Below are 25,222 nucleotides of genomic sequence, written 5' to 3'. Positions count from 1 at the left end.
CCCTCAGACGAATGCCGAAGCCGCAGAAACACCTCGCGAAAGGAGGGGTATTTCTGTCATGAGAACACAAAAAGAAGAAAAATAGAGGAAAGAATTTGCCTAAAAAAGGGCAAATTGAGGACTAGACCAGAGGCATCTCATCTCGACAAAGGGAGATGGCAGTGATGAAAATCTAGTCTAAGTCAGTGTTTTAGCCTTGTGGAGGTCCACGAAGTTGGGGAGTGGCCACGGCAACCGAGCACACCGCATCGGCTTGTTGCAGGTAGGCAACACGCACGGTGGGAGCATAGAAAGAGAAAGCCGTGAAAGTGGGAGGGGTGAAGGGCGAAATCAAGAAATGGCAGATGGCGCAATCGTGACCATCTGTGCTGTTGCCTTTCCCCTCATCTGAAGAGTTTTTCTGATGTTGCGCAAGGTGTTTGCGCTGGTTGTCATGCTGTTTTTGCGTGGCTTGAGCATTTCTGTCCTCAGCCGTCGAAGTAGAAGGGGCATGCAGGGTGCGTGCCACTAAATTGCATTCCACCTTGTCCAACGAAGTCCCATGCTGGTGAAATCCCTTCACCAACACTTGAGGCAAAAATGACAATAGCATGACCCATGCCATCATCATAGCCTTGTATTTTCGTTTGAACATTCGTAGCATGATAGGGGCAAAGATAGAACGAATTTTTGAAAATGGCAAGGGGGGCAGCAAAAAGTGTAGCCGTTTTTCTGTTTTTCTTGCAATTCAGCAAAGAGAAGTTCCTATATTCCTCCTCTTGGATTGAGGAAAAACAAATCAATCCAGTCTAAAAGGCTAGACTGGATCGACATCAAAGTAGAGGGTTACGTTGCGAAATTGGGGGAGAGCGATGAGTCCATCTCGATAAGCACTAAGCATTTGGCGAACTTCAGAAGCGCTTCGTGAGGAATCTATCTTCAAGAGTATTTTGCGAATGTGGAGCAGTTGCACATATCCCACGTGTGGACGGTCGGGACCGAGGAGGTCTTCGCCAAACTGAGGCTGCAACCACGCTGCCAACTGGCGTGAGGCACCTGCCACCACACGTTCTTCGCGATGTTTCAGATAAATGGCGATGAGACGCACCACAGGAGGGAAGCGAAACTGATGGCGGTTGCGCATCTCTTGTCGAAACATCGCACCATAGTCTCCTGCCACTATCTGTTGCACCACCGGAAGTTTGGCTTGTCGTGTTTGGAGCACCACACGTCCTTGTTTGCCGCGTCTGCCAGCGCGACCTGCGACCTGTGAGAGCATTTGAAAAGCACGTTCGTGGGCGCGAAAATCACATTGATTCAGCAGTTGGTCTGCGTTGATGATACCTACCACGCTCACTCCTCCAAAGTCCAATCCTTTGGTCACCATCTGCGTGCCTACCAAAAGATTGGTTTGTCCGTGTTGGAAATCGCGAATGATGCGCTCGTAGGCAGAGCGAGAGCGTGTGGTGTCGAGGTCCATGCGTCCCACTTTGGCTTGGGGGAAGCAAGTTTCGATGGCAGCTTCAATCTTTTCAGTACCGGCTCCCATGTCGCGCAAGTCAGCCTGCTCACATTGTGGACAGTGGGTGGGAACATCATAGTGTGTGCCACAATAGTGACACACCATTTTGTTCATCTTCAAATGGAGGGTCAGCGGTACATCGCAGCGTGTGCAGTGAGGCGACCATCCACAGCTGCGGCATTGGAGCACCGGACTATAGCCACGGCGATTAAGAAACAGGATAGCCTGTTGTCCTTGTTGGAGAGCGGCTTCTATCTCGTCGCGCAGTCGAGGGGAGAAGGGCGTAGGCATGAGGCGTTTGCGGCGCAGTTCAGCCACGTCTTCTATCACGATTTCGGGCATCGCCACCTCGCCAAAGCGTTGGTTCATGACTACATAGCCATATTTTCCCTCTTGGGCGTGGGCATAAGTCTCTACGGAAGGGGTGGCAGTGCCGAGGAGCACCTTTGCCCCTGCTTGATGCGCCATGAGGATAGCGGTGTCGCGTGCATGATAGCGCGGTGCAGGGTCTTGCTGTTTGTAGCTCGATTCGTGCTCTTCGTCTATAATCACCAAACCTAGGTTTTGGAAGGGAAGGAACAAGGAAGATCGAACACCGAGAATGAGAGGAAAAGGAGCATCGGAAAGTTGCTTTTGCCACAACTCTACGCGCTCATTATCGGGGAACTTGGAATGATAGACCCCTAACTGCTCTCCAAACACGCGTCCGAGACGGTCGGTAATTTGAGTGGTGAGCGCAATTTCGGGGAGGAGAAACAATACTTGTTGTCCGCGCGCAATCGTTTCTTTAATCAACTGGATGTAAACTTCTGTTTTTCCGCTAGAGGTGACTCCATGCAACAAGACAACGTGGTGTTTTTCCCACAAAGCTACAATCTCATCGTGCGCTTTTTGTTGTGGTTCGCTGAGAGGGTGGTGCAGGCTTTCGGGGAGGGCCTTGTGCAGTTTGAGACGTCCCACCTCCACATTGTATGTCTCGAGCACTCCGCGCTTCACGAGGGCAGGAATGCCAGTCGTAGAATCACCAAGCTGTTCTTGGAGCAAATGGCGCTGTACTGGTTGCAACAAAGAGAAGTTTTTCAGGGTCGTGGCACTGTCCACGCCAGCCATGTCGAGAAAAGCAAGGAGCGCCTCGCGTTGACGTTCCGCACGCTTTAGTTGATTGTCCAGTTGTAAGAGGGCTTCCTCCGAATGATAGGCATCAGCCAAACGGAGCATCGGGGTGGTTTTGCTCTTGAACGATTGGCTCACGCGTTCTTCTACCTCAATCAAGCCGTTTTCGATGAGTCTTTTAGCTGCTCGGGTGAGTCCTGGAAGCGGCAGTGCCTTTCGCACTTGGAGCAAACTCTGTGCTTTGGTGAGTGCACGAAGGAGGGCTTGTTCCGTCTTCGTCAGTTGCTCATCATTTGGGTCTGCATCTTCAGTCGCCACAAGAAGCGTTTCACTTTCGAGTTTTAAGCCAGCAGGTAGGGCAGCTTTCATCACTTCGCCAGGGCAGCAGAGATAGTATTGCGCCATCCAGCGCCAAAGCTCAATCTGTTGAGGTAAGAGTAGGGGCTGTTCATCTACCAACTCTTCTATATCCTTTATTTTTTCGGCTTCAATGGTGCTGTTTCCATCATGTAAACGGATGACAATTCCGGTGTAGCGTTTAGATTTTCCCAACGGCACCACTACGCGTGAGCCTACGACAAGATTTTTCCCCAACGTGGGGGGAACGCGATAGGTATAGGCACCCGGAACAGCCAAAGGAAGTACGATGTCTGCGTAGTGTGACATGGGAAGAGTGGGAAACTATTTGAAATCTAATTCGAGTTGAGCTCGATCGCCTAAGAGGTTGAAGGTCAAGCGATGGAAGGGAGTCGTGCCGTGTTCGGCGATGCCCGCACGATGTTGGCGAGTTGGGTAACCTGCATTGTGGTCCCAGCCATAGTGAGGGTGTTGTTGGTGGAGCTTCGTCATATAGTCGTCGCGATAAGTTTTCGCTAAGATAGAAGCTGCTGCGATGGATAGATATTTTCCATCACCTTTCACGATGGTCGTGTGGGGGATAATAGCCGGTTCTTCTGTTGGGGTTGATACCTTATCCGTGTGTTGCACTCGGCAGTCGTGATAAGGTTTGAAACGATTGCCATCGACGATGATGTATTCGGGGCGAAGGGTGAGCCCATCTAGGGCACGGTGCATAGCGAGAATGGCAGCATTGAGGATGTTGATGCGGTCTATCTCTTCAGGATCCACTTGTGCTACACACCAAGCTAGCGCATCTCGCTCAATGACCGCGCGCAGTGCATCACGTTTCTTGGCAGACAACTGTTTGGAATCATTGAGTAGTGAGTTCTCATAGTTCGGAGGGAGAATGACAGCAGCTGCAAAGACGGCGCCCGCTAAACAGCCGCGGCCCGCTTCGTCGCAACCTGCTTCGATGAGACCTTCTAAGTTGAAGTGAGATTGTAGCATAAAATCATCATGTTCTTCTTTATAAATCTCCAAACAAGCTGGAAATTTACAAAGAAGAACGATTGAAGCTGCACATCAGAAGGTGCAGCAATGGGGAAGAAGGGAGAAAAGGGTGGAGCCTAGAGCACAACAGCAGTACCTGTGGCGACCACCATGAGCATGGATCCGTTAGCACCTACGGTGTTGTAGTCAATATCAACACCAACGATGGCATTCGCTCCCATGCGAGCTGCTTGTTGTTCGAGTTCGCGAATCACCGTTTCTTTGCCTTCGCGGAGCACCTTTTCGTAGGTGTTAGAGCGTCCTCCGAAGAAGTCGGTGAGGTTAGCCAAAATATCTTTGAAAAAGTTGGCACCAATGATTGTTTCAGCGCTGATGACCCCAAGGTATTGGCGAATGGGCTGACCATCTACTTGATAAGTGGTTGTGATGAGCATGGAATCTAGAGTTTAAGTAATGATTAAAAATTAGGATTGGAGGTGTACTCCTATTGCAAAGGTAATGAATTTGGCGGAAACGAGCTTGTGTCTACCTCAATTTTTACATAAAAAAGAGCAACACTCTTGCTAGAATGTTGCTCTTGAATGGGGAGCTCTGAAGCGGAAAGGAACTACTTACTTGAGCATGTAATGGATGCGCACTTTAACACAACGGTTAAGTTTTGCGTTGAGGCTACGAGTGCTATGGTCTTGTACGTTGCGGATGGTGCCATCGAGATTGTTCACGAGGAAAATCTGAGATGCCACTTGTTGCAAGCGATCTTTGCCCTTCAACCACGCAATAACGGTGTTAGCGCGATTGTGAGACAAGGCATTGTTGCGTTGCATGCCCACTTGTGCTGCATCGACCCCGTAGGAATTGTCTTGGCTAGTGGCGAGACCTTCCGCTTGAATCATGGTGATAGTTCCCTTCTCGAGGATGTTCTTGATTCGTGCTACAGTGGCTGCATCGGTATATTGAGCAATATATCCTTCGTTGCTCATCATGGCTGCATAGATATCTGCAAAGCTCACTAATTCATCGCCATTTTCCACTTTAAGATATTGACGTACAGTGCCGAGACCTGCATGAGCATTGAGCTGATAGGAGTTGGTTTCTTTGTAATTTTCCTCGCTTGCTAGACGTTGCTTCCAGGCTTCATTGTCGATGCGGTATTGCCACACATTGTTGCCATCGAAGATAGGGGCATAGAAATAGCCTGCGTGGCGTTGATAGCTCACCATTTCATCAGGCTGGAGGCTGAGTGAGAGGGGCTTCGCAGAGAGTTCATAACCACGGGGCACATAGTTGATGGCGAAGTTGCGGTTAGCAGGTTCGGTGGGAAGGTCTACAAATGCCAGACCGTTGGTGTTGGCATTGCGATTGAGACGAGCGTTGACCGCAGCATTGTCGGCAAACTTCTTCTGCGTGTAGATACCGCCTGCCAGATAGTCGATGGCATTTACTGAGGAAGTGGGCACAAGAGGAGCGTCATTGCGCCCCGAATAGTTGTTAGGATAGAAGACATAGAAGGTCAGTGTGCTGTAATTGACAGGATTCATGCCTTCTGGCACCTTCACAATCTCTATTCTACGTTCGCGATAGTCGGTCTTATAAATGGTTTGACCGGTTGTGTGCCAAGCATTGCGCTTAGTTCCTCCAAGATAATAGGTGAATCCTACTGCAAGTCCAAGATTGGCATCGATTTTCTTTGCGCTATAGTCGCGTTGGCCGTATTCGAGGTCAAAATTTGTTTGATAGATGAGGGCTCTTGCTTTGAAGTCAAGAGAGACATTCTTCTTTTTATTGAAGAAATGGCTGTATTGGAATTCTGCATGAGCGCTCCATTCATTGTTGTTACCTCCTGCATTCATGTGATGCACGGCGCCGAGACCTAAGTTGAGCCAAAACTGATTCATGAGTTGGCTACTGTTGATTCCCTCATAACCTGCAATCATGCGTGAGAGATTGAAGACGCTGTTGATGCTGAAGTCCCACCAATTGGTCTTCATCTTTTGATATTTCTCTCCTTTGTCGTTGGTGAGCACATCACCGACTAGATAACCATAGCCTGGGAGGGCATATCCACGAGAGGAGCTGCGGATGAATTCTGCCTTGAAACCGAAACCGGGGGTTATCCATTTACCGATACCTAAGCTGAAATCTGGAGAAAGAGTACCAGAGAAGTTGCCGAGTTTGGAATGATCTCCCCAAAAGCTGTGTGCACCACCAGTGGCAAAGAGAAACCAATTGTCGAGTATGCCATTGGTCATGATTTGTTTGGGAGTAGAGACTGAGTCGATAACCACACGTGTGGTGGTGGACACGTTTTCAATGGTGTCGCGGCGCACTTCTTGGTAGTTTTTGTAATCGTCAGTTTGTGCCATTGCAGTAGAGCTGCAGAAGGCTACAGCTAATAATACAAAGGTAGAAAGCGTGTATTTCATTTTGATAAGATATAGAGTTGTTGCAGAGATGATTAGGATTGGCAAAGATTTTTATACTCAGGATTCTGAGGAACGTATTCTGGCACAATTGACTTGAGGGTCTTTACGGTCTTTGCAGCGTCGTAAGACTTCGCTATTTCTATAAGCGAGAGAATGTCTTGTTCTACTTTGTCGAAGTTATACTCGCGCACTTTTGCTATTTTGATGCGCTCGTGGCTGGTGGGAAGCACCTGTTCTTCGTCATTGAGCACCTCTTCATAGAGTTTCTCTCCTGGGCGTAGTCCGGTGTAAATGATTTTGATATCGGATTTTCCGCTAAGCTTAATCATACGTTTAGCTAGCTGGTTGATTTTGACGGAGTGGCCCATGTCAAAGACATAGATATGCCCTCCTTTTCCAATCGTGGCAGCTTGTAACACCAACTTGCAAGCTTCGGAAATGAGCATAAAGAAGCGGACAATATCAGGGTGTGTCACATAGACTGGGCCGCCATTGCGAATTTGCTCGCGGAAGGCTGGGACAACAGATCCATTTGAACCCAATACATTACCAAAACGGGTGGTTACAAAATTGCAACCTGCAGTATTACGTGGGGAGTTGTGGAGACTTTGGCAATAAATCTCGCAGACACGTTTGGAACATCCCATAATATTAGTGGGATTGACAGCCTTATCTGTGCTCACCATCACAAAAGTTTGTACGCCATATTTTACGGCAAGGTTGGCGAGTTTGATGGTTCCATCGATGTTATTGAGTACACTCTCCGTGGGATTGTCCTCCATCATCGGCACATGTTTGTAAGCTGCGGCATGAAAGATGATTTCGGGATGATTATGTTTGAAAAATTCCTCCAATCGATGATGGTGGCAGATATTGCAGACCACAGTTTTACAAGGAATGTTGGAAAATTCTCGTTGCATCATCACACGCACATCATGCAAAGGAGTCTCTGCCATATCTAAAAGCAACAAACTCTTAGGAGAGAATTGTGCTAATAGACGAACGAGTTCTTTGCCGATACTTCCTGCAGCGCCTGTGACCAGAATGTGCTTTCCTTGCATCTTGGTGCGGATAGCGTCCATGTCCACCTCTATCTCTTTGCGTGGTAACAAGGAGGATAGTTCGATATCAAGCAGGTTGCTATTGGACAATCCATAGAGACCAGTGAGGTGGTTGCGCTTTACATAACCCTCAAAGTTGATGCGAACCATGATGCGTAAGCATATCATGAGCACCATGGATAGCAAGCACTGTAACAACAAATCGCGCGATCTTATCGTTTGTCCTATCGAATCGGTGTGAAAATTGATGCGTAGGAACATGATGATGGCAAAGCCCAATAACAGAGCTCCACTGATGCGAAGCACATCCTTAGGCATCACTCGACGGGCGGGAGCTAGATAGGTGCGGAAAACACGAAATCCGACAAGATAGGCAGGTAGATAGGCCATCAAAGTGAGCAAAACAGGCAATACACTTACCCCTTCCAAGCTGTGGTTAGCATAGAAGGCAGCAATTCCTGCCAAGAGGATGAGGACGCAATCGGCTATTAGTAAATACCAATAGGGGAGTGCATCGTAAGAAAGATACCAACGAATGAATTTGTTCAGCATTAGCCTTGGAATATGTTTATCCCTTTGGGGAAATTGTGCTTATAATAGTGCTTGATGCAGGAAACTGCTGTTTTTTGTGTTTAATATCTTGATATATTTGCAAAAATAAGATTTATATTTCAATAAAGCAACGATAATCGTTGCGAATTCTCAACAAATGCATCTTTCAAGCTGTAAGAACTCTGAAGATGTTTGATTCCTTATGTCTACTTTATTTTTTGAGATGTGCTTCTTTTTCAAGAGTTGACCTGCAGATGTCCACAATGCGTTGCAAATCTTCTTCTGTGACCCAAGGACCGCTAGGGAGACATAATCCGCGCTTGAACAAATCCTCACTGACTCCATTCACATAAGCAGGCGCATTTTTAAACACAGGTTGGAGATGCATAGGTTTCCACAACGGACGGCTCTCGATTTTTTCTTCTGCAAGTGCTTCACGCAAAACGTCGGTGGAGCAGGGAGCGTCCTCCGAAAGCGTGATGGTATTCAACCAATAGTTGCTGGAAGAAGCGGTGTCGGGATTGGTATGTAGGGTGACGTAAGGATGGTCTGCAAAGGCTTTTGCATAGAGATTAGCAAGATGCTGGTGATGTTCGATATGCTGGTCGAGCACTTCCATTTGTCCGCGACCAATACCAGCGCTGATGTTGCTCAGACGATAATTAAATCCGATGTGTTCGTGTTGGTAATAAGGATAGTTTTCGCGGGCTTGCGTCGCAAAGAAAAGTGCGCGCTGCTTCTCCTCCGTAGTTTTGCAGACAATAGCGCCTCCACCTCCAGTGGTAATCATCTTATTACCGTTGAAACTTAGGATACCATATTCACCGAATGTGCCACAGCGTTGACCCTTGTAGGAAGAACCAAGGGCTTCTGCTGCATCTTCCACAATGGGGATGTCGTAGTGTGTGGCTATTTCCATGATTTCTTCCATCTTAGCAGGCATACCATAAAGGTGCACCACTACGATGGCTTTGGGTTTCTTACCGGTTTTTGCCATGCGATCCTCGATAGCTTCGCGAAGCAGTTGAGGCGACATATTCCAAGTGTCTGCTTCGCTGTCGACGAAGATTGGTGTTGCACCCTGGTAGGTGATTGGATTAGCAGAAGCTGCAAATGTGAAACTTTGACAAATCACTTCGTCTCCAGCTTTAATGTCTAAGAGCACCATGGCAAGATGTAGCGCTGCGGTGCCTGCTGATAGCGCACAAACATGAACAGCAGGAGTTGAAGCACTGCCTTGTTGTAGGAAGTGTTCTAGGTCTTCTTCAAAACCATTGACATTGGGTCCAAGAGGCACGACCCAATTGGTGTCGAAGGCTTCTTGAATATAGCGTTGTTCTCCACCTCCCATGTGGGCGAGGCACAGATAGATAGGAGCTTTCATAATACAGTTTGGATGATAATGCTTTATCTCCCTAGTAGGAGCGATGGTGCAAGTATTTGAGATTGATTTTTACCTTATCCGAAAAGATAACTTCGTTGTAGTGTGAACCGATTTACTGTTTTATCTAGATTTGTTATAGGGAGTTTATCTTGTTCTCTTCGATTATGTGCCAAATCCAGTGGAAGTGGTGCTTGATGAAGAGTAGGATACCAGTCATGATAGCAGTTGTTGATAGTAACACTTGAGATTTTTCCACACCAAGGGTTGTGCAAAATGTTCCTGCACATGGTGCAGTGCCGCAACACCCATTGTCTTTCGGTGAGGAGAAGTCCACATCTCCATCATGGCTCGAGCAAGAGCGACACTATCGTGGGGCGGAACGATGAAACCATTCTTTCCATGAGTAATGATCTCTCGCGAACCATTGATGTCGGTGACGATGCTAGGTAGAGAAAACGCCCCTGCCTCAAGCACTACATTGGGAAATCCCTCACGATAGCTTGGAAACACCAGAGCCTGTGCTGCTGCATACATCGGACGAACATCCGTGTGATGTGGCAGTAGATAGACATTGGGTAATGTTTGAATGAGTTGTTCCGTGGCTGTGGGAAGTGGATCGAGGTGACTTTCTTTGTTTCCCACTAGAAGCAATGCTATTTTGGAGAAACCCTCCACACCACTTGCGAAATTCGCGGAGGTTTTTGAAAGATTCTCCGAGTGCTTCTCCGAAACATTGAAGTTTTTCCCTAAACTCTCGGAAACAACTTTGAAAGCCTCCAGCAATTCAGCGATTCCCTTGTCCCGAACGATTCTTCCCACAAAGAGAAAAAGAAAGGTGTCGGAGGAGAGGGCCAATTTCTCTCGCAGTCCCTTTGCTGCCTCATTGACTTCTGTGGAGGGGTGATAATAGTTGAAGTCAATGCCTCTCACATTCCCCTTACCCAATATCTTGAGCGGTTTGTGGGTGATGCCTTGTGCTTGCAAATCATTGGCGACCCCTTCCCCTTCAGCGTTGAGATGTGTGGCACAAGAGCAGAGCAACTTGTCCATTGCTATAAGAATCTTTCGTTTCAGTCCCTTGGCAGTGGGCCAGATGAGACCCGTGAAAGTGTGAAGCCGCACCGGAACTCTAGCCAACATTGCAGCTATCATTGCCAACAGACCAGCTTTGGGAGTGATGCTGTGCACCATATCTGGCTGTTCTCGTCGAAAGAGCCAGAATAGTTGCCACAGCGCCCATAGATCGTGGAAGGGTGCGATGTGGCGACGCATAGGTACTGCTATGGCACGCACATTTTCTCGTGCAGCTAGTTCGTCGAGATCCTCACCAGGCGAAGATACAGCCACAATCTCATAGTCGTGCGACAAATCGCACAACAGCCCTCTACAGAAGACGTTGAGCGAAATGGGAACGGTGGAAATGCGGATGATTTTCTTCATGAATCTTGCCTTATAAATTTTGATACACTTGCCAATACGCCTCGATCATCGTGGAGATGTCGTATTGTCGAGCGCGTTGTAAGCCCTTCTCAATGGTCTGTTGGCGGAGGGTTGCATTTTCTTCCAAATCTAGGATAGTTTTGGCTAGCGCTTGTGCATCTCCTTGCGGAAAGAGTAGCCCTGCATCACCCACAATTTCCCGCAATCCTGGCACATCACTTGCCACAACTGGGCGACCAGAAGCTAAACCTTCTAATGATGAGAGAGAGAGCCCCTCATATCTACTTGACATCACAACAATGTTTGCAGCCTTAAGCACTGCATCCACATCTTTGCGATTGCCAAGGAAATGGACACGCTGTGAGAGTAGCTCTTTCTCTACGAAGTCTTCGACCATCGTTCTGCGTTCCCCATCTCCTGCGAGAAGGAGGTGATAGTTGTTGGGAAGCAGATGTAGCGCACGAATAACTGTTTCGTGGTCCTTTTGTGCGCGGAATGCAGCTGCCATCACCAAGCGTTTATATTGGCTATATTGTTCTATTATATCGTTTGCTGGGAAGGCTTCTTGAAATTTAGTAACCACAATACCGTTGTTGATGGTCAGGCAGTGAGGTAGTTGTGGGAGGTAGTCTATTAAAGCTTGAGTGGTGCTTTGACTCACGCCTATGATTTCAGCGTATCGGCTGTACATCCAGCTATCAAGCCTTCGAAGCCAAGGGATATTTCTTCTGGTGTTTGTTGTGTTGTGCTCCGTTGTGACCAGTTTGGGGGCTTGTTTCATTCCCACACTAGCGATTGCCACAAAAAATTGGCAAGGAGTATTGTGGGTATGGATAACATCAAACTGACGCATCAAACGGCGCAAAGCAGGAATACAGCAAGGAGAATGCATCGCTCTGACACTCATGCCTAGCGCGTGAATCGGAATTCCTAGCGCCTCTAAAGCAGAATAGAAGTCGGTCTGTGTTCCATCCAGTACCGCCAGTTCCACTACCAACCCTCGTTCTCGTAATCTAGGGAGTAAATCCACCATGAGACGCTCCGCACCACCGGTGCGAAGAGAGGTTATCACGTGAAGTACTTTTAGTTGTGACGGCATATTGACGCGATTTTTGGAGTTATAGCTATGAAGGTTTCTTGAACTGATAGGGACGAAGAACAACAAACTCTGGAGAATGTACGAATTGCCAGCCCTCTCTCAGTCCTTTTATCACCTGCGCAGGAAAATCCCACCTTCTCAAGAAAGGAGTAGCCAGCAGTATGAGAAGAAATTGATACGTCATCTTGAGAGAGAATCGCAAGAGCATAGCCCCCTTGGCAAAGCGATTCGTTTGCCAGAAGCATCTCCACCAGATGATAAACTGTGCCTTCGTGCGGAGTTGCAAGCGATTGGATTGTTGTTTATAGCGAGCACTTGAAGTCTTGCCATCCATGTGTTCGATGTCTACGCCATAGTGAATACCTAATTTGTATCCATTGACCACCAGTTTGTAAAACTCTACAAGGTCGTCTCCATAGGAAAAACCTAGGTCGTCTAACCACAACTCATCTTCTAGGTGCAATTTGAGAAAAGTCTCTCTTTTCCACATAGCTGCAGGTCCAGCACAGCTATCAGAAATATAAAAAGTAGGCCGTGGATGGTTATTATAAGAGAAGGCACCCGTAGAGAGTACTCGAAAGGCATAGTTGTCGTTCCAGTTAGGGTAGACTCCACCTAAGAGGAATGCCTTCATTTTTTGCACCCAACTCATGTCTTGATTGCGAAAGGTGTCAGCCCCTACACAGTCTGCTTCTTGTTCTGAAAGTGTTTGCACGAGATTTTCAGCTGCATTTTCTCCTAACCTTACATCATCATCTAAGAGTAGTATACAATCGCTAGAGATTTCTTGATAAGGAAGTATGCGCTGCTTAGCCATTCCCTTGGGGACAACTACATATTCTTCTTTGCCTATTCTGTAGTTGGGGATGTCGTATCCTTCAGCAATATATACCACCACTCGTTCGGGAGCAAGGGTTTGTGTGTTGATACTTTCTAGGAGTATGCGATATTTTTCTCCACCAGTCCCCAATGTGCGAATGGCTATAGAGTAGGTTAGTGGCGATTTTTCCATAAGATGAAGCAAAAGAGTAGGAATCCCAAAGGAGACATCAACAAGGTGAGAAGAGGTTTAGGAGAGTCTTTCAACCAATGCTTGTTGCGAGCAATGAGGCAGCTAGACACATAGTGAATGTTGAGCCGAAGAAGGTTGCGAATAGATTTTGATCCTACTGTCATTTCTATTTGTCGCATCTTCATGAAACTCCATGGTGAACGGTAATATTGTTTATAGATGTTTGCTGCCATCCCAGTTGGTTGGTAGTCTACAAAGCAAAGATTATCGTTGATGACGAGCAAAGGAAGCGAGTTTGCCGCTTGAAAGACCATACTATATGGATTAAAGTCTTTTTCTCCATGAAAGTCTTCTTCGATTATTGCTGTTCGAGTTAAGTCGGAGCGCATCACTTGTTTGGCATCTCCTTTATATAACCCTTTTTCTGAAATTTCATTGAGTGACACCTCTTGGAGATTTTCTGGGAAATATCCCCCTATGGGTTGCTGCTTGTCAGCATAAAAGTCTAACCCTATGATACCAGCGTATTGTTCCCCACCACGTTCGTTCCACATTTCTAGAATCAGCTCCACGGCATTCTCTGGCATAAAGTCATCACTATCGATGCAAACATTGAGCGGAGAGGTGATGTTGGCATAAGCTGTATTGTAGCCCGTGTAGAGTCCCCCATTTTCTTTCCAGATATAGCGGATAGCGATGCGCTGTTCTGCTATGTATTGTGCTATGACTTCGCGTGTGTTGTCGGTAGACCCGTCGTCAATGACCAACCATTCGAAGTCTTGGCAAGTTTGTTGGCAAAGACTTTCATACACGCGCCCGATGAGGTGGGCGCGGTTGTAGGTTGGGGTGAAGACGGTGAGAGAATATTCAGCCATAATTGATGAGTCAAAGAGAAGTTCTTCCTACCAATAGAAGAATTGCATAAAGGCGGTGAAACCTACGTATGCCATGATAATGAGACCAATGTTTTTATCTTGGTTGTGCCAAATCTTGAGCATGAATAGTGGATAGGCTATGAGAACCGGATAGAGGAACCAAGAAAGGTAAGCAAAGCGGTTGGAGAACGCAGCACGGATGAAAATCACCCAAAAAGCATTGGTAAAACAATAGGTTGAGAACAGCACCGAATACCAATTGTCGGTGATGCGCTTCTTGACGATGGAATAATATCCCAGTGCAATCGGCATCGCGCTATACAACAAAAAGTCCCATCGGAAGCCGTAAGACGAGAACTGGATACCAACTTCCCCTTGTTCCGCATTTGTATAGTGGGATAGTCGTTCATCGAAGCTTAACTGCTCGATGAAGCTGGTGAGACTATTGCCCAAGAGTAAGGAGGCTACGATGGATAGTGTCCAAAGGTATATTGCCCATTGAGGGCGTTTGTAAACCAAGAGGCTCAAAGCAAAGGCAGCGATAGGAACACCCACACTGTGGTGGATACCATAAGCCAAGAAAGCCAAAAGGATTCCGATGATTTTTTGATCCTTCAGATACAATGCAAATGCCAACATCGTGAAGTGGCAAGCGAGTCCATTACGAATACCATTGGTGGCAAAGGAAAAGAACATGAGGGAAGCGCCAACTAAGACCAAAGAAGTCAAAGGCTTCTTGGGAATGAGAATGCGCATCGTGGCAAACGCAGTCAAGGTGTAAAGTAAGGCGATGAATACGAAATAGTGTTCCGTAGTGAGATGGAGTAAATGAGCTATCGCCTTTAGACTATCCCAAAACCATTCTGTTTGAATATCAAAATCGATGAGATGTCCACTAAAGTTATTATACATGTTTGCATAAGCAATCATGTCGCCAAAGTAGTAGGCACTAATAGGCCGCATGCCGATCCAAAAAGCAACAATAAAAGAGATAAACCATCCCCAACGTGATGATTCAATGGTGGTTATGAGCGTTTTCCCCTGTGAAACACGATATCTCAAGGCGATAATTGCTCCCCACAAACAGAAGAAGCCAAAGAATAGTGGATGATAAAGTGAAGCGTCCATTATAGTGCTTGAGGATTTTAAGCTTTATAGTTTTGAATGAGGCGATAGAGCCAAGTGCGGTGCCAGAGTCTTGACAGCCAAATGTAGAAGGAACTTTGGTTGCTCCAGGTGCGATCGTAGCGGTGAATGGTGCGCGTGTTTATGCTGAGCTTGATTTTTCCCGTAGCATTGTCCATTGGGTCGAAGTAGTCTGCAGGGTAAATAGACACGCCAGCAACTTTTTGGTAACGATTCTCAGGGATAAAGCCATGTTGCTTGAATATCTCAGTCATACCACGTACCACCAAGCCTACTTCTAGCAGTGTCTCTTTTAAGAGAGTTGTTTGCTTGTCGTAGTAATCGAGCATCTCTCGGATAATAGGGTGTTTAGGCTCTACTGCCATCACTAATCCAGGGCTAACCGTAGGGGGAAAGGCTTTCTCCATCCCCATAAAGGCCCCCTTCTCTAATAAATCTTCCAATGAGGCAATTACTTCAACATCAGTGTCAAAGTACATTCCTCCATGCTCTTCCAATATTTTGTAGCGAGCAAAATCACTGACATAAGCAAATTTCCCTGCAGCGTATGCTTCACGAGTGTAGGGGTGAGCATTGACATCAAAATTCAGCTCGTTCCATTCGCGAATCTCACAATTGGGCAACCATTTTTTCCACGATGCAATGCAACGCAATGCAGAGGGAGGCAATGGACGCCCTCCAAACCAACAGTAATGAATGATAGATGGAATCATAAATCAGTTCTTAAATATAAAAAGTTATTTCCAGCCATGCTGTTGTAACTTCTTTTCAATGAAAGCTGAGGTGATTTGAGGATAGCTCAAGCGTCCCTCTTTAAGATGATAAAATAAGGCTTTGAGGCGTTTAACAATCGATGGAAAGTAACTGCGCATCTGCAAGGGATGCTCCATCCGCTCGTTGGTCTTGTACCATGGAGCTTGAAAACGAGGGGCTATTTTGCTTAGTTCCTTATACCAGGGTGCACATCCTGCATAGTGAATGATTCGTGGTTGGTGGTAAGCCTCAGCCGCCTCTTCTGTCTCGTAAAACGCATCGTATAGGTAGTTTTTAGCTATGATGCCCCATTGTGCTGGTAAAACGAGAATATTGTTTTTAAGAACCGCGTTGATGGCATCTTGATCAGGGCATCCTAATCTTCGAGCATTATCTATCGCCCAAGTTATAACCTGTTGAGCTGTATTATTTTCCCGCCAATACCGCAAGTTCATTAGCAACACACCGGAGCAAACGTAGGTATAATTGGGGGGGAGTCCTAATCTTCGTTTCGTTGCAGAGATAAAATTCTGCTGATCCTTCACAGCCCCCACTGCTTTGTTTTCGAGCGATATCGTAAACAACTCCTCTATCGGCGCTGTTACTAACGTATCAGCATCCAAATATAGCACTTTGTCTATGTGTTCTGGCAAAAGTTGTCCTAGAAAAACCCGATACCAAGCATGTAGAGTAAAGGGCCCTGTTGGGATGTGAGTTAGTTTTTGCTGATCTATTGGATGATAGCATAATTGCCAGTTGTGACGTTGCGCAACAATTCTGCTGAGATAGTCATAGTTCTCAGAAGAGAGTTCTTCTGAAACAATATGAAAGACAAACAGACTATCGCTGGTGTGGTGGTCCACAAAGCTCTGTAGGGTGATAGCTACAAGAGGGGTGTAGTTGTCACTGATACAAAAAACAACGTGCATATCTGACATAGAAGTAGTATCGTTATGAAAGAAATAAAATGCTATCTACCAATCATGAATTGTCCCCATTTGAATTGATAGAGCAACCACGAGAGAAGGAAACTTCCCAAGATGCTGCAGATGGTTGTAACAAGGTAGAGTGGTAGGAAAGGAATTTCCGTGACGATTGAAAAAGGAAGAGAGCGAAGGGCTAGAATCAACAACCAGTGCACCAGGTAAACTCCAAAGGTGAGTTGGGATAGTCGTTCGATGATGGGCTGATACTGTTGCAGCTTTTTACAAATTGTAAGGGAATGAGCTAGCTGCATCCAGAAGATACATTGTGCTACGACGAACACAGAAAGATACCAAAAGGTTTGGTAGAAATTGATGGGCAGTTGCAATAACTTTACCATCGTAGGTGTCCCCCAAGCTAGTAGCAACGCCACTATTGAATAGCGTGTAAGTTGTGATGCATACTTGGTGAGATAGCTACCTAGAAGGTAGTAGCCGATATAGCCTGAAAAATAGTAGAAGAGACTAGTCACACCTTCTTCTATCGGAAATATCTCCTTAAACCAAGGTAGGCAGAGGGTCCCTCCCCATAGCATTAAGTAGAAACGCTGGTGTTGTCGACTACTCGATTCTAGCCATGCTTGGAGTATTGGTGTTATGATGTAGAGTCCTAGTAGTGGAAAGATAAACCACAAAGTAGGGTTGTTCATTTTAAGAATGAAGCGGAAGGTAGTCCATTCTGTCCAAGGTCGCCCTTGTAAGATGACTTCCATGATGCCATAAAAGAGATTCCACAAGAGCACTGGTAAGAGAATCTTTCGTAAGATATTATTGAAATATCTGCGAAAATTGGAGATGGGACGAGATAGTCGCAAAGCACCTGAAAGCATAAAGAATAGTCCAATACAAGGTGCGGTAGCGTAGCTTGACACCGCCAATATCATCCCATTAGGATTAGATGAGATAGGTTGCGCATGCATCATGATGACCATCAGGCAAGCCAAGATGCGGAGTAAGTCAAAACTGAGATTTCTGGTCATTAGTTTATACGCTATAATATTTTTATCGGCTGATTCCTGATAACGTGTCACATCTCATGAGGGGGCTACTCAGTTAAGAGAGCAACTGGTAAACTTTCTCGACCTCCGCAGCGTTACCATAATCATGTGTTTGCAGATAGGAAATCATTTGTTCACGGGTGTCGGTGTCTCGCAGGGCTACGCCTATGGCTTGAGCTGTGCTCTCTGGTGTATCCATAGGAACGATGAGCCCATCTTTGCCTGGTGTGATTTGAGAGGCTGCTGTAGGGTACGCTGTGACCATGACAGGTTTACCTAGAATCTGTGCTTCGGTGACCGCTATTGATTTCCCCTCGTAGCGCGAAGGTTGGATGTACCAGTCACAATGGGCAATATAGGGATAAGGGTTGGCTTTTTTTCCAAGCAGATGTATGTGGTCTTCCATCTGTTCTTGAGCAAGTGCGCTTTGAATGAGGCTATCATCGCCATAACCTATGATAAACCACTCGATGTTCAATCCCTGTTCTCGAAGCAAACGACAAAGTAGTGGGATACTCTCGAGGTTTTTGGGGTAAGAGTAGCGTCCAATAGTGAGTAGGCGAATGGCGTCTTTCTGAAGAGACATATCCTGAGGACAATCCCTTTTTGCTCGTTGTCTGACGAAATCAGAGGTCAGTAGATTGTCTATGCGGAGCAATTTAGGGCTGAGACTCGGAAACACTGTACTAAAAGTTTGACTCACGTGGTCTGAAATGCTCACAATGTGGTCAAAACTAGCCCAAATGGGGAGTTCCAGTTCGGCATTCACGTCAATCGTACTATAGTCCGTGTGAATCCAAGCGATTTTTTTTCGTGCGTTCACCTTCTCTTTCACAATATCGTGTGGAGTGAGATAGGAGATTGCCAAATCGTATTCTCCAAGATAGTCAAGGGAGGGGAGAATCGGAGTGACATATTTGCCAATGTATCCGAAAATGGCACTACCATCTTTAGGCTTCTTGATATGGATATATTGTCGTATCGCCCATTTCGCGCGCAGTCTTGCCCACACCATCTTCCATTCTCCTGCTAGAAGTGCCTCCTTTAGGGGACGCTCGATGTAGTGATAAGTTTTGGGAGCCTTGATTTGATGCACCCAATCTGGAATCAACTCCATCATTTCTCCACGAGGGTCGTAGACCAATAAGTCCACCTCGACGCGATTGGGGTCGAGAGCCAAGAGGAGATTGATAAGACTGGTCTCTACTCCTCCTATTTCAAGGTAGTGGATGGCGATGAAGATGCGCATGTTGGATGATGTCTTAGTTTACCTTTGCGTCATGATGTCATTTTTCCGCAATTATCCTTTTTATTGTGAGCTCTTATTATAGAGAAACTCTTTGAAGTTTTACCCTTTTCTGAGTCTTCTTTGTAGATATTTCAGAGATGGATTGTGAGGTCGTCCTTGAATCCATCTAAGAATAAAAAACGCATGAAGTATGATTCTTATTTTGAGTGAATTCCTTCTTGTTGTTGGTATATTGGTAGAGAGGGTATTGGCAACCTCCCACCAGTCCTCGCGGTAAGGGTGCATAGGTACAGTCATATCCCAAGGTGCGCAGGCTGCATAATGTACTATTTTAGGTGAGAAAAGACTATTGTAAATTCCTTCCTTTTGTGATGAACTATAGTTCTTGTAATCCACCAGATTGTGGTAGGTAATGTTGTATTCTAAGGGAAGTTCTATAATCTCATTATAAAACAATACATTAATTGCGTCTTGGTCAGGAAATGCTAGCTTTTCAAAGTTCGTTTGTAGAAAATCAAAAAATCTTTGCCGATTGTTGTTTGCTCTCCACATAGATAAGTCCATAAGTATAACCCCCGAATTGTAATACTTAGAATGACCTAGATTATGCTTGTAGACATAGTTATAGCTTTTAATTTCTGTCTCTCTTACCATCGCTGTTGAGTGTCTTTTCATGTCAAAATGAAAAAGCTCATGTATTGCACCTTTAAAGAGTACATCAGTATCTAAGTACAGCACCTTTTCCACATCCAACAGAATATCGGGAAGTTCGGCTCTTAGTATAGTGTAAATAGGGTATCTAGATTTTGAATATCTAGTATAGGTTTCAACGTTAATCTGATGTACTATTATTTTGACATCATCCCGGTCTTGGATAATAGAGCTAAAGAATGAGGTACAAAACACCTTTTCACTATCAGTAATTAAGTGAATCTGCCATTGTGTATCTGCTTGTTGAGGATTGTATAGGCAAAAACTTTTTAAGGTGACAGCGAGATAAGGAAAGTAATCCTTGTTAAGAGTGAAAGCTAGATGATAGGTATTAGTGTTCACGATAGATCTTATTTTTATAGATAAAATGAATGTTGATTATTACTTTTCACAATGAATGATTCTTTATCTGTTATTTTTACTCTATCATTGAAGGAAAGTCATAGTACGAAAGCCGCATTAGTTTTTGTCGAAATAGTCTATTCTTCACTCTACATAGGAATTGCCCCAATAGACTCTGTTCCCATTTCAGCTGTTGCCATAGATGGGGAGCATATTGCTTTATAATGTCGCTATATTGCTGTTGCACGTAATTCTGATACGCTTCGAAGGCTTGAATGGTTGGAGTGTCGAGAGTACGCTTAGCAGCTGCGAGGTGTTGAAATACTTGTCGCAGATATTCTGGAACCACCCAAGCCAAAAGTTTTTCTCGATGGGTACTCTGCAGAAATTGGATGCGCATCTCATAGGCTTCCAGCAGGTCTTTTCGACGGATGGAGAAATGCCCAGAAAGTCCTGTGTTGCGCTGACGATAAAACCATAGGGGCTGAGACATACAAACCACTTTGGAGCAGCGTGCCACAATTTCGTGCATCACAAAGGCATCCTGTGCTACGCGACCGGGAGGATTAGGACAGGCTAAAGCAATCTCTCTTTTCATCACTTTTGCCCACAGAAAGTTGTTGAGTAGGGGATGAGGCTGACACAGAGCTTCGAGTGCTGTTTCAGTGTTCAGCATCTGTGGAGCATCTTGCGGAGATTGTCTGCGATTGTCGTAAAGCAGATGTTGCTCATAAGCATAGAAAAATCCACATTGCACAAGATCTGCCTGCGCTTGCTGTGCTGTTGTGAGCAACTGCTGCAGTGCTTGAGGAGCCAACCAGTCATCCCCATCCAGATAAGCCACATATTCGCCCTTTGCTTCCTGCGTACCCACATTTCTTGCCACACTCACTCCTTGTTGTGGTTGCATGATGAGTTGCCAATTTGGGTGCTTTGCTACATAAGTCTTAGCAATCACAGCCGTTTGGTCGGTGCTTCCGTCATCCACAAGAATCACTTCCATGTCGTCTTGTGGTTGTTGTGAAACACTTTCCAAAGTCTGGTGCACGTATTCTTCCACATTGTGTAAAGGAAGAATGAGACTTAGCATAGGTGGAGTGGCATTCATACGAAGAGAGGAAGGATAAGATATGGAACCATCATTGGCAGAAGTTCAATTTCTGGTGAATACTCTTTGCACAACGGCTTTCGCCTTTTGTATAACCATGCTTCGTTCTTCTTTCGTAAGAAGGAAGAAATAAGCAATTAGAGTTAAGTTGAGGACATAAGCAACGCTGCTTGTTAGTAATTGAAGAATGCCAGAAGAAATAGCAGTGAAAATCCAATAGGGAATGATAGCAGCGAAAATAATGCCCAAAATGGTAATGAGAACTGCTATAAATATCCGTTTTAGGGATAAACGGGGGATATATCGTTGAGTAATGATTGTCGGAAGAAGAATGTAGATAAATTGTCCGAGGGCAAGAACAACGAAGCCTCCCGTAAAAATGTGTACGCTACTATAGGTGATATAGACAGCTGCAAATTGAAGCAGAAGAAAAATACCACTTAGCATTGAGTAGATCCGAATTCTCCCAGTTGCTTGTATTGATTGATGGAAAGGCGATTGCAACACGTATCCAAAACTAATGAGTAATAAACAACGTAGTACAAAAGGTGCAAAATCAGGAACAGAGCCCAACCATAAGGAGAAGAGTGTTTCTGCGTTCATCATTGTAGGAATTGCAATGATGGCGAGAATGAGTAAAGAGAAGCGCATCGAAGTTTTGATTACGCGTTCCATTTCTTGGATATTTCCTTGTGCGTATTGTTTCGTGATTTGAGGGAAAAAGGCTGTTCCAAAAAGTCCCGAAAATGATCCTACGGCGCCGTGTACAGTTGTGGCAACACTGGTTGTTGCATTGTAACGTACCCCAAAGAAGATATTCACCAGGTAGTTACGAGATTGTTGGTTAAGAAGTGTACAAGCGTTACCGAATAAGTTCCATAAACTATAGGAGAGAATAGGCTTCAGAATACTAAAATTGACGCCTTTGAGCAAATGTGACTCTGGGTGTTTACGCAGGCAATAGATACGATTTAATACAGGAACAAGAAGAGCACCCGTTGCAGCAAGTAGACTATAGAGGATGAGTTTGTCTACAGGGGCATATTTCACTATAAGTGCTGAAATTAATCCGAAGAACGTCCCTGCTAAGCTAAAATAGGCGTAGATGTTAAATCGTTCGTTGGCAACAAGTATCGCTGAATAAGGTACTTGGGTGATGTCAAAGAAAATCGTGGCAATAGAGCACTGCAATACAATCAAACTCGCAACTTCTCTTCCTTCGGGTATGTTCATCTGATGTTGAAGGAGGTAGATGCCACCAATTTCTGCTAATGCTACGAATAGAAGGGCAAAGAGGAGATGCGCCCAAAATGTAGCTGTAAAAGTTTCGCGGATGCGTTTCTCGTCTCCTTGTCCAATTTCAAAGGTGAGAAAACGAGAGGTGCCAGAAGCAAGAGCCGCAGTAATCACCGTGAAAGCAGGTACAAGTCCCCCCACAACAGCGTTGATACCATAATCTTCTACTCCAAGTGCATTGTAGACAATGCGAGAAGTAAAAAGCCCCACCACAATGCCTATAGCAGAACGCAACATGAGAAGTGTTGCATTCCATGTTGCGCGTTTGGCACTAAATTCCTGTGTGGATGAAGTAGAAGACATTTATTGTAAATTTAGAATGAAGGCACGCAGAGCGTCGTGACTAGGAATTCCGCAAAGCTGCGGAATTCCTAGTGGGACTTATGAGAGAGGACTATCTCTTTCCGTATCCGTAGCCACCATAGCCGTAACCGCCATAGCCATAACCATATTTGTGGTAGCCATAACGACCGAGAGCATCGGTGGTACCGTTGAGGACAAGGGTGAGATTGTGGAATTTCTTTTCGCAATACCAGCGTTCGATGTCTACGAGGAACGAGCGTTCCATCAAGCCTGCACGTACGGCAAAGAGGGTGAGGTCGGCTACTGGATTGATGATTTCGGCATCGGCAACGATTTCTACCGGAGGACAGTCCATGAAAATCAAATCATATTCTTCACGCACAGCCTCAATCATTGCCTTAAAACGAGGAGTTGAGAGCAATTCCGCAGGGTTGGGAGGAATCACACCACTGGGCAAGCAGTCCACTTGTCCGAGAGGAGTGATAATTTCGTGCCAATCGTCAATCTGTCCAGAGAGGTAGTTGGAAATACCCATTTGTGGGTTGCCCACATATTCGGAAAGAGAAGCCTTGCGGAGGTCGAGGTCCATGATGAGCACACGCTTTCCCTTGAGTGCATAAGCTGTTGCCAAGTTGGCGGTGATGAAGGTTTTCCCACTTCCTGGATTCATAGAAGTGACCATCACCACTTTGTTTTGTCCATCGAAACCCATGGTGAATTCGAGTTTCGTGCGCACAGTGCGGAAAGCCTCGTTGATAATGTCGCGCTGTTGATCAGCCACCACCAAATTAGGTTGCTTGATAATCTCTTCTTTGCGCCAGCGTTGCCAGAAAGGACGTTTCTTGCCCTGGAAGGGAAGTTCGCCCACCAAAGGCACGCTCAATTCTTCGAGATCCTTGCGACCGCGCACCGTAGTATTAAACCCTTCGCGAGCAAAGATGAGCCCAGCGGGAATGGCCAAGGCAATGAGGAGAGCCATGCCCATCACTCGCTTTGATACTGGAGTGGGAGGAGTGCCGGTGACATGAGGCGTCTCGATGATTTGCGTGTTGTAAGCTGTGAAAGCTTGTGACAACTCATTCTCTTCTCGCTTTTGAAGCAAGAAAATGTAGAGAGATTCTTTCACCTTTTGTTGACGCTCCACCGAGAGGAGGTAAGACGCTTGGCGAGGATTTGCAGAAATTTTGCTGGTGGCTTCACTGTGACTAGCCTCAGTGGCGCGCTGTTGCGTCTTCAGCATGTCCAATTCATTGTCCAATGACTGGATGATACCGCGACGAATCGAACCTAGTTGTGTCTCCAGATCCATCACAGTAGGGTTTTGTGCAGAAGAAGTGGCGAGCAAACGATTACGCTCCAAAAGTTTGGAGTTGTAGTCGTTAATCTGCGATTGAATCGAAGGGTTGTTGATACCCGAGTTGGAGGGCAACACCTGATTCTCATGGCGGCCATCGGTGAGATATTCGCGCACATGGCGTGTCATGTACGTTTGGGTAGAGAGTTCGCGCGCCTTGATTTCCGCTTCGTTGGCTTGCGTCATCGCCATTGCTCCCGATTGTTCTACGTCGGGGAGGAGATTAGCCGATTTATAACCCGCAATGTTTTGGTCCACATTGCCCAGTTCGCGCTGAATCACTGCCAAACGATCTTTGATAAACTCATTCGTGCTCACTGAAATCTGGTTGCGATCTTTCACCCAGTTCTCGTTGTACACAGAAATCAGCATGTCTATGGCATCTTTGGCGCGCGCCGTATTGACATCGCTGTAGCGAATGTCGATGATGGTCGAAGCTTTGTCGCTCAACTGCACGTCAAATCGAGAGCGCACGATAGCAGCGGTGGTGGACATTGGAGAGCGTCTCACGTCATATTCGTCGGTGAGTCCTTTGTGATAAGCATTGGTGGGCACGATGTTGAGGAGACCCACAGGAGTGGCGCAACGCTTGCCCACGTGAGCCAGTACACTGCCATCCATACTTTGGCCATTGCGTACGAAATCTTCGAGCAACACTTTCCCATCTGCCATGAGCGTGAGCGAAAGTGAAGCTGTTTGCTCCTCACTTATGTTGAGAAATTCCACTTTTACAGGGAGTTGTGTGCCATAAATCACCTTAGGGTGAAACATCCCTTTGTGGGTATATTCTACATCGAGGTTGAGTCGTTCTGCTACGGTGCGTGTGATGGTGACACTGTTGAGTGCCAGCATCTCATTGGTCATTTGGGCATCCACACCACTTTCCACACTCATGCGGCGCGCCAGCAGTTCATCGGGGGTATGGCCCTTGTTGCTGTCGGGCTTGATGAGAATAGAAGCCGATGCCACGTAAGTTTTAGGAGTGCGGAGCAGGTGGTAAGTTGCTGCGCTCAGACAAACGAGGAGTGAGAGCACAAACCACTTCCAGTGTGCTAGACAAAGGTAGAAACCATCGCGCACCAAGAACAAAGCACTGTCGGAGTGCGCCTTAAGTGTAGACGATGCAGGAGTGTAATTTTCAGAAGGATTGCGTTGCATGAACGAATATC

Annotated in this window: 20 protein-coding genes; all 20 read right to left on the bottom strand. The window is 46.0% G+C overall.

Translation table 11 applies throughout. The annotated features are described in order from the left end of the window. Nucleotides 1-190 precede the first annotated feature (190 nt). Nucleotides 191-634 carry a hypothetical protein gene (locus BQ2633_RS05380; protein ID WP_141700142.1) on the bottom strand — a complete coding sequence of 148 codons (444 nt, stop codon included), beginning with the start codon at nt 632-634 and terminating at the stop codon, nt 191-193. Between the two features lie 162 nt (nt 635-796). Beyond that, on the bottom strand, nt 797-3,280 hold the full coding sequence (gene priA / locus BQ2633_RS05375; protein ID WP_075565584.1) for a replication restart helicase PriA: 2,484 nt from the start codon (nt 3,278-3,280) through the stop codon (nt 797-799). 15 nt (nt 3,281-3,295) lie between these two features. After that, a complete protein-coding gene (locus BQ2633_RS05370) occupies nt 3,296-3,961 on the bottom strand; it encodes a ribonuclease HII (RefSeq protein WP_075565582.1) in 666 nt (221 codons plus the stop codon). A 119-nt stretch (nt 3,962-4,080) separates the two neighbouring features. Next, complete coding sequence (locus BQ2633_RS05365; protein ID WP_075565581.1) at nt 4,081-4,398, bottom strand: YbjQ family protein; 318 nt, start codon at nt 4,396-4,398, stop codon at nt 4,081-4,083. A gap of 177 nt (nt 4,399-4,575) precedes the next feature. Continuing rightward, complete coding sequence (locus BQ2633_RS05360) at nt 4,576-6,387, bottom strand: hypothetical protein (protein ID WP_141700141.1); 1,812 nt, start codon at nt 6,385-6,387, stop codon at nt 4,576-4,578. Between the two features lie 32 nt (nt 6,388-6,419). Then, nucleotides 6,420-8,000 (bottom strand): UDP-N-acetylglucosamine 4,6-dehydratase family protein, encoded by a 1,581-nt coding sequence (locus BQ2633_RS05355; protein WP_075565577.1) that lies wholly within the window; start codon nt 7,998-8,000, stop codon nt 6,420-6,422. A 211-nt stretch (nt 8,001-8,211) separates the two neighbouring features. Continuing rightward, nucleotides 8,212-9,384 carry a DegT/DnrJ/EryC1/StrS family aminotransferase gene (locus tag BQ2633_RS05350; RefSeq protein ID WP_075565575.1) on the bottom strand — a complete coding sequence of 391 codons (1,173 nt, stop codon included), beginning with the start codon at nt 9,382-9,384 and terminating at the stop codon, nt 8,212-8,214. Nucleotides 9,385-9,597: 213 nt separating this feature from the next. Next, on the bottom strand, nt 9,598-10,824 hold the full coding sequence (locus BQ2633_RS05345; RefSeq protein ID WP_075565573.1) for a glycosyltransferase family 4 protein: 1,227 nt from the start codon (nt 10,822-10,824) through the stop codon (nt 9,598-9,600). 10 nt (nt 10,825-10,834) lie between these two features. Further along, nucleotides 10,835-11,923, bottom strand: coding sequence for a glycosyltransferase (locus BQ2633_RS05340; RefSeq protein WP_075565571.1), 1,089 nt, complete (start codon nt 11,921-11,923; stop codon nt 10,835-10,837). Nucleotides 11,924-11,948: 25 nt separating this feature from the next. Beyond that, complete coding sequence (locus tag BQ2633_RS05335; RefSeq protein ID WP_075565569.1) at nt 11,949-12,935, bottom strand: glycosyltransferase family 2 protein; 987 nt, start codon at nt 12,933-12,935, stop codon at nt 11,949-11,951. Beyond that, nucleotides 12,917-13,810 carry a glycosyltransferase family 2 protein gene (locus BQ2633_RS05330; protein WP_075565567.1) on the bottom strand — a complete coding sequence of 298 codons (894 nt, stop codon included), beginning with the start codon at nt 13,808-13,810 and terminating at the stop codon, nt 12,917-12,919. The genes BQ2633_RS05335 and BQ2633_RS05330 overlap by 19 nt, the downstream gene beginning before the upstream one ends. Nucleotides 13,811-13,837: 27 nt before the next feature. Continuing rightward, nucleotides 13,838-14,773: an EpsG family protein gene (locus tag BQ2633_RS05325; RefSeq protein WP_176720093.1), complete on the bottom strand. Its 936-nt coding sequence runs from the start codon at nt 14,771-14,773 to the stop codon at nt 13,838-13,840. Nucleotides 14,774-14,955: 182 nt separating this feature from the next. Further along, nucleotides 14,956-15,669 carry a glycosyltransferase family 32 protein gene (locus tag BQ2633_RS05320; RefSeq protein ID WP_075565564.1) on the bottom strand — a complete coding sequence of 238 codons (714 nt, stop codon included), beginning with the start codon at nt 15,667-15,669 and terminating at the stop codon, nt 14,956-14,958. A 24-nt stretch (nt 15,670-15,693) separates the two neighbouring features. Beyond that, a complete protein-coding gene (locus BQ2633_RS05315; protein ID WP_075565563.1) occupies nt 15,694-16,647 on the bottom strand; it encodes a glycosyltransferase family 8 protein in 954 nt (317 codons plus the stop codon). Between the two features lie 32 nt (nt 16,648-16,679). Continuing rightward, entirely contained in the window at nt 16,680-17,672 is a 993-nt protein-coding gene (locus tag BQ2633_RS05310; protein ID WP_075565562.1) for an acyltransferase, read from the bottom strand. Nucleotides 17,673-17,745: 73 nt separating this feature from the next. Next, nucleotides 17,746-18,939, bottom strand: coding sequence for a glycosyltransferase (locus tag BQ2633_RS05305; protein ID WP_075565561.1), 1,194 nt, complete (start codon nt 18,937-18,939; stop codon nt 17,746-17,748). Between the two features lie 99 nt (nt 18,940-19,038). Then, nucleotides 19,039-19,992, bottom strand: coding sequence for a glycosyltransferase (locus tag BQ2633_RS05300; protein ID WP_075565560.1), 954 nt, complete (start codon nt 19,990-19,992; stop codon nt 19,039-19,041). 76 nt (nt 19,993-20,068) lie between these two features. Next, nucleotides 20,069-21,082, bottom strand: a complete 1,014-nt coding sequence (locus tag BQ2633_RS05295; protein ID WP_075565558.1) for a glycosyltransferase — start codon at nt 21,080-21,082, stop codon at nt 20,069-20,071. Between the two features lie 63 nt (nt 21,083-21,145). After that, nucleotides 21,146-22,699: a lipopolysaccharide biosynthesis protein gene (locus BQ2633_RS05290; RefSeq protein WP_075565556.1), complete on the bottom strand. Its 1,554-nt coding sequence runs from the start codon at nt 22,697-22,699 to the stop codon at nt 21,146-21,148. Between the two features lie 91 nt (nt 22,700-22,790). Beyond that, complete coding sequence (locus BQ2633_RS05285; protein WP_083233959.1) at nt 22,791-25,211, bottom strand: GumC family protein; 2,421 nt, start codon at nt 25,209-25,211, stop codon at nt 22,791-22,793. Nucleotides 25,212-25,222: the final 11 nt, after the last annotated feature.

The organism is Ihuprevotella massiliensis, assembly GCA_900095835.1.
In the GTDB taxonomy this organism is placed as follows: Bacteria; Bacteroidota; Bacteroidia; order Bacteroidales; family Bacteroidaceae; genus Alloprevotella; species Alloprevotella massiliensis.
The sequence above is the reverse complement of the archived record's forward strand: the minus strand, read 5'-3'. Positions and strand labels throughout refer to the sequence as shown.

Bases quoted from the DNA above. Each gene is read 5' to 3' on its own strand.
- BQ2633_RS05365 (WP_075565581.1), bottom strand. From the start codon at position 4,398: ATGCTCATCACAACCACTTATCAAGTAGATGGTCAGCCCATTCGCCAA.
- BQ2633_RS05290 (WP_075565556.1), bottom strand. From the start codon at position 22,699: ATGTCTTCTACTTCATCCACACAGGAATTTAGTGCCAAACGCGCAACA.
- BQ2633_RS05315 (WP_075565563.1), bottom strand. From the start codon at position 16,647: ATGTCAGATATGCACGTTGTTTTTTGTATCAGTGACAACTACACCCCT.
- BQ2633_RS05340 (WP_075565571.1), bottom strand. From the start codon at position 11,923: ATGCCGTCACAACTAAAAGTACTTCACGTGATAACCTCTCTTCGCACC.
- BQ2633_RS05345 (WP_075565573.1), bottom strand. From the start codon at position 10,824: ATGAAGAAAATCATCCGCATTTCCACCGTTCCCATTTCGCTCAACGTC.
- BQ2633_RS05325 (WP_176720093.1), bottom strand. From the start codon at position 14,773: ATGCGGCCTATTAGTGCCTACTACTTTGGCGACATGATTGCTTATGCA.
- BQ2633_RS05360 (WP_141700141.1), bottom strand. From the start codon at position 6,387: ATGAAATACACGCTTTCTACCTTTGTATTATTAGCTGTAGCCTTCTGC.
- BQ2633_RS05295 (WP_075565558.1), bottom strand. From the start codon at position 21,082: ATGCTAAGTCTCATTCTTCCTTTACACAATGTGGAAGAATACGTGCAC.
- BQ2633_RS05355 (WP_075565577.1), bottom strand. From the start codon at position 8,000: ATGCTGAACAAATTCATTCGTTGGTATCTTTCTTACGATGCACTCCCC.
- BQ2633_RS05305 (WP_075565561.1), bottom strand. From the start codon at position 18,939: ATGCGCATCTTCATCGCCATCCACTACCTTGAAATAGGAGGAGTAGAG.
- BQ2633_RS05310 (WP_075565562.1), bottom strand. From the start codon at position 17,672: ATGACCAGAAATCTCAGTTTTGACTTACTCCGCATCTTGGCTTGCCTG.
- BQ2633_RS05370 (WP_075565582.1), bottom strand. From the start codon at position 3,961: ATGCTACAATCTCACTTCAACTTAGAAGGTCTCATCGAAGCAGGTTGC.
- BQ2633_RS05380 (WP_141700142.1), bottom strand. From the start codon at position 634: ATGTTCAAACGAAAATACAAGGCTATGATGATGGCATGGGTCATGCTA.
- BQ2633_RS05335 (WP_075565569.1), bottom strand. From the start codon at position 12,935: ATGGAAAAATCGCCACTAACCTACTCTATAGCCATTCGCACATTGGGG.
- BQ2633_RS05350 (WP_075565575.1), bottom strand. From the start codon at position 9,384: ATGAAAGCTCCTATCTATCTGTGCCTCGCCCACATGGGAGGTGGAGAA.
- BQ2633_RS05320 (WP_075565564.1), bottom strand. From the start codon at position 15,669: ATGATTCCATCTATCATTCATTACTGTTGGTTTGGAGGGCGTCCATTG.
- priA (WP_075565584.1), bottom strand. From the start codon at position 3,280: ATGTCACACTACGCAGACATCGTACTTCCTTTGGCTGTTCCGGGTGCC.
- BQ2633_RS05330 (WP_075565567.1), bottom strand. From the start codon at position 13,810: ATGGCTGAATATTCTCTCACCGTCTTCACCCCAACCTACAACCGCGCC.
- BQ2633_RS05285 (WP_083233959.1), bottom strand. From the start codon at position 25,211: ATGCAACGCAATCCTTCTGAAAATTACACTCCTGCATCGTCTACACTT.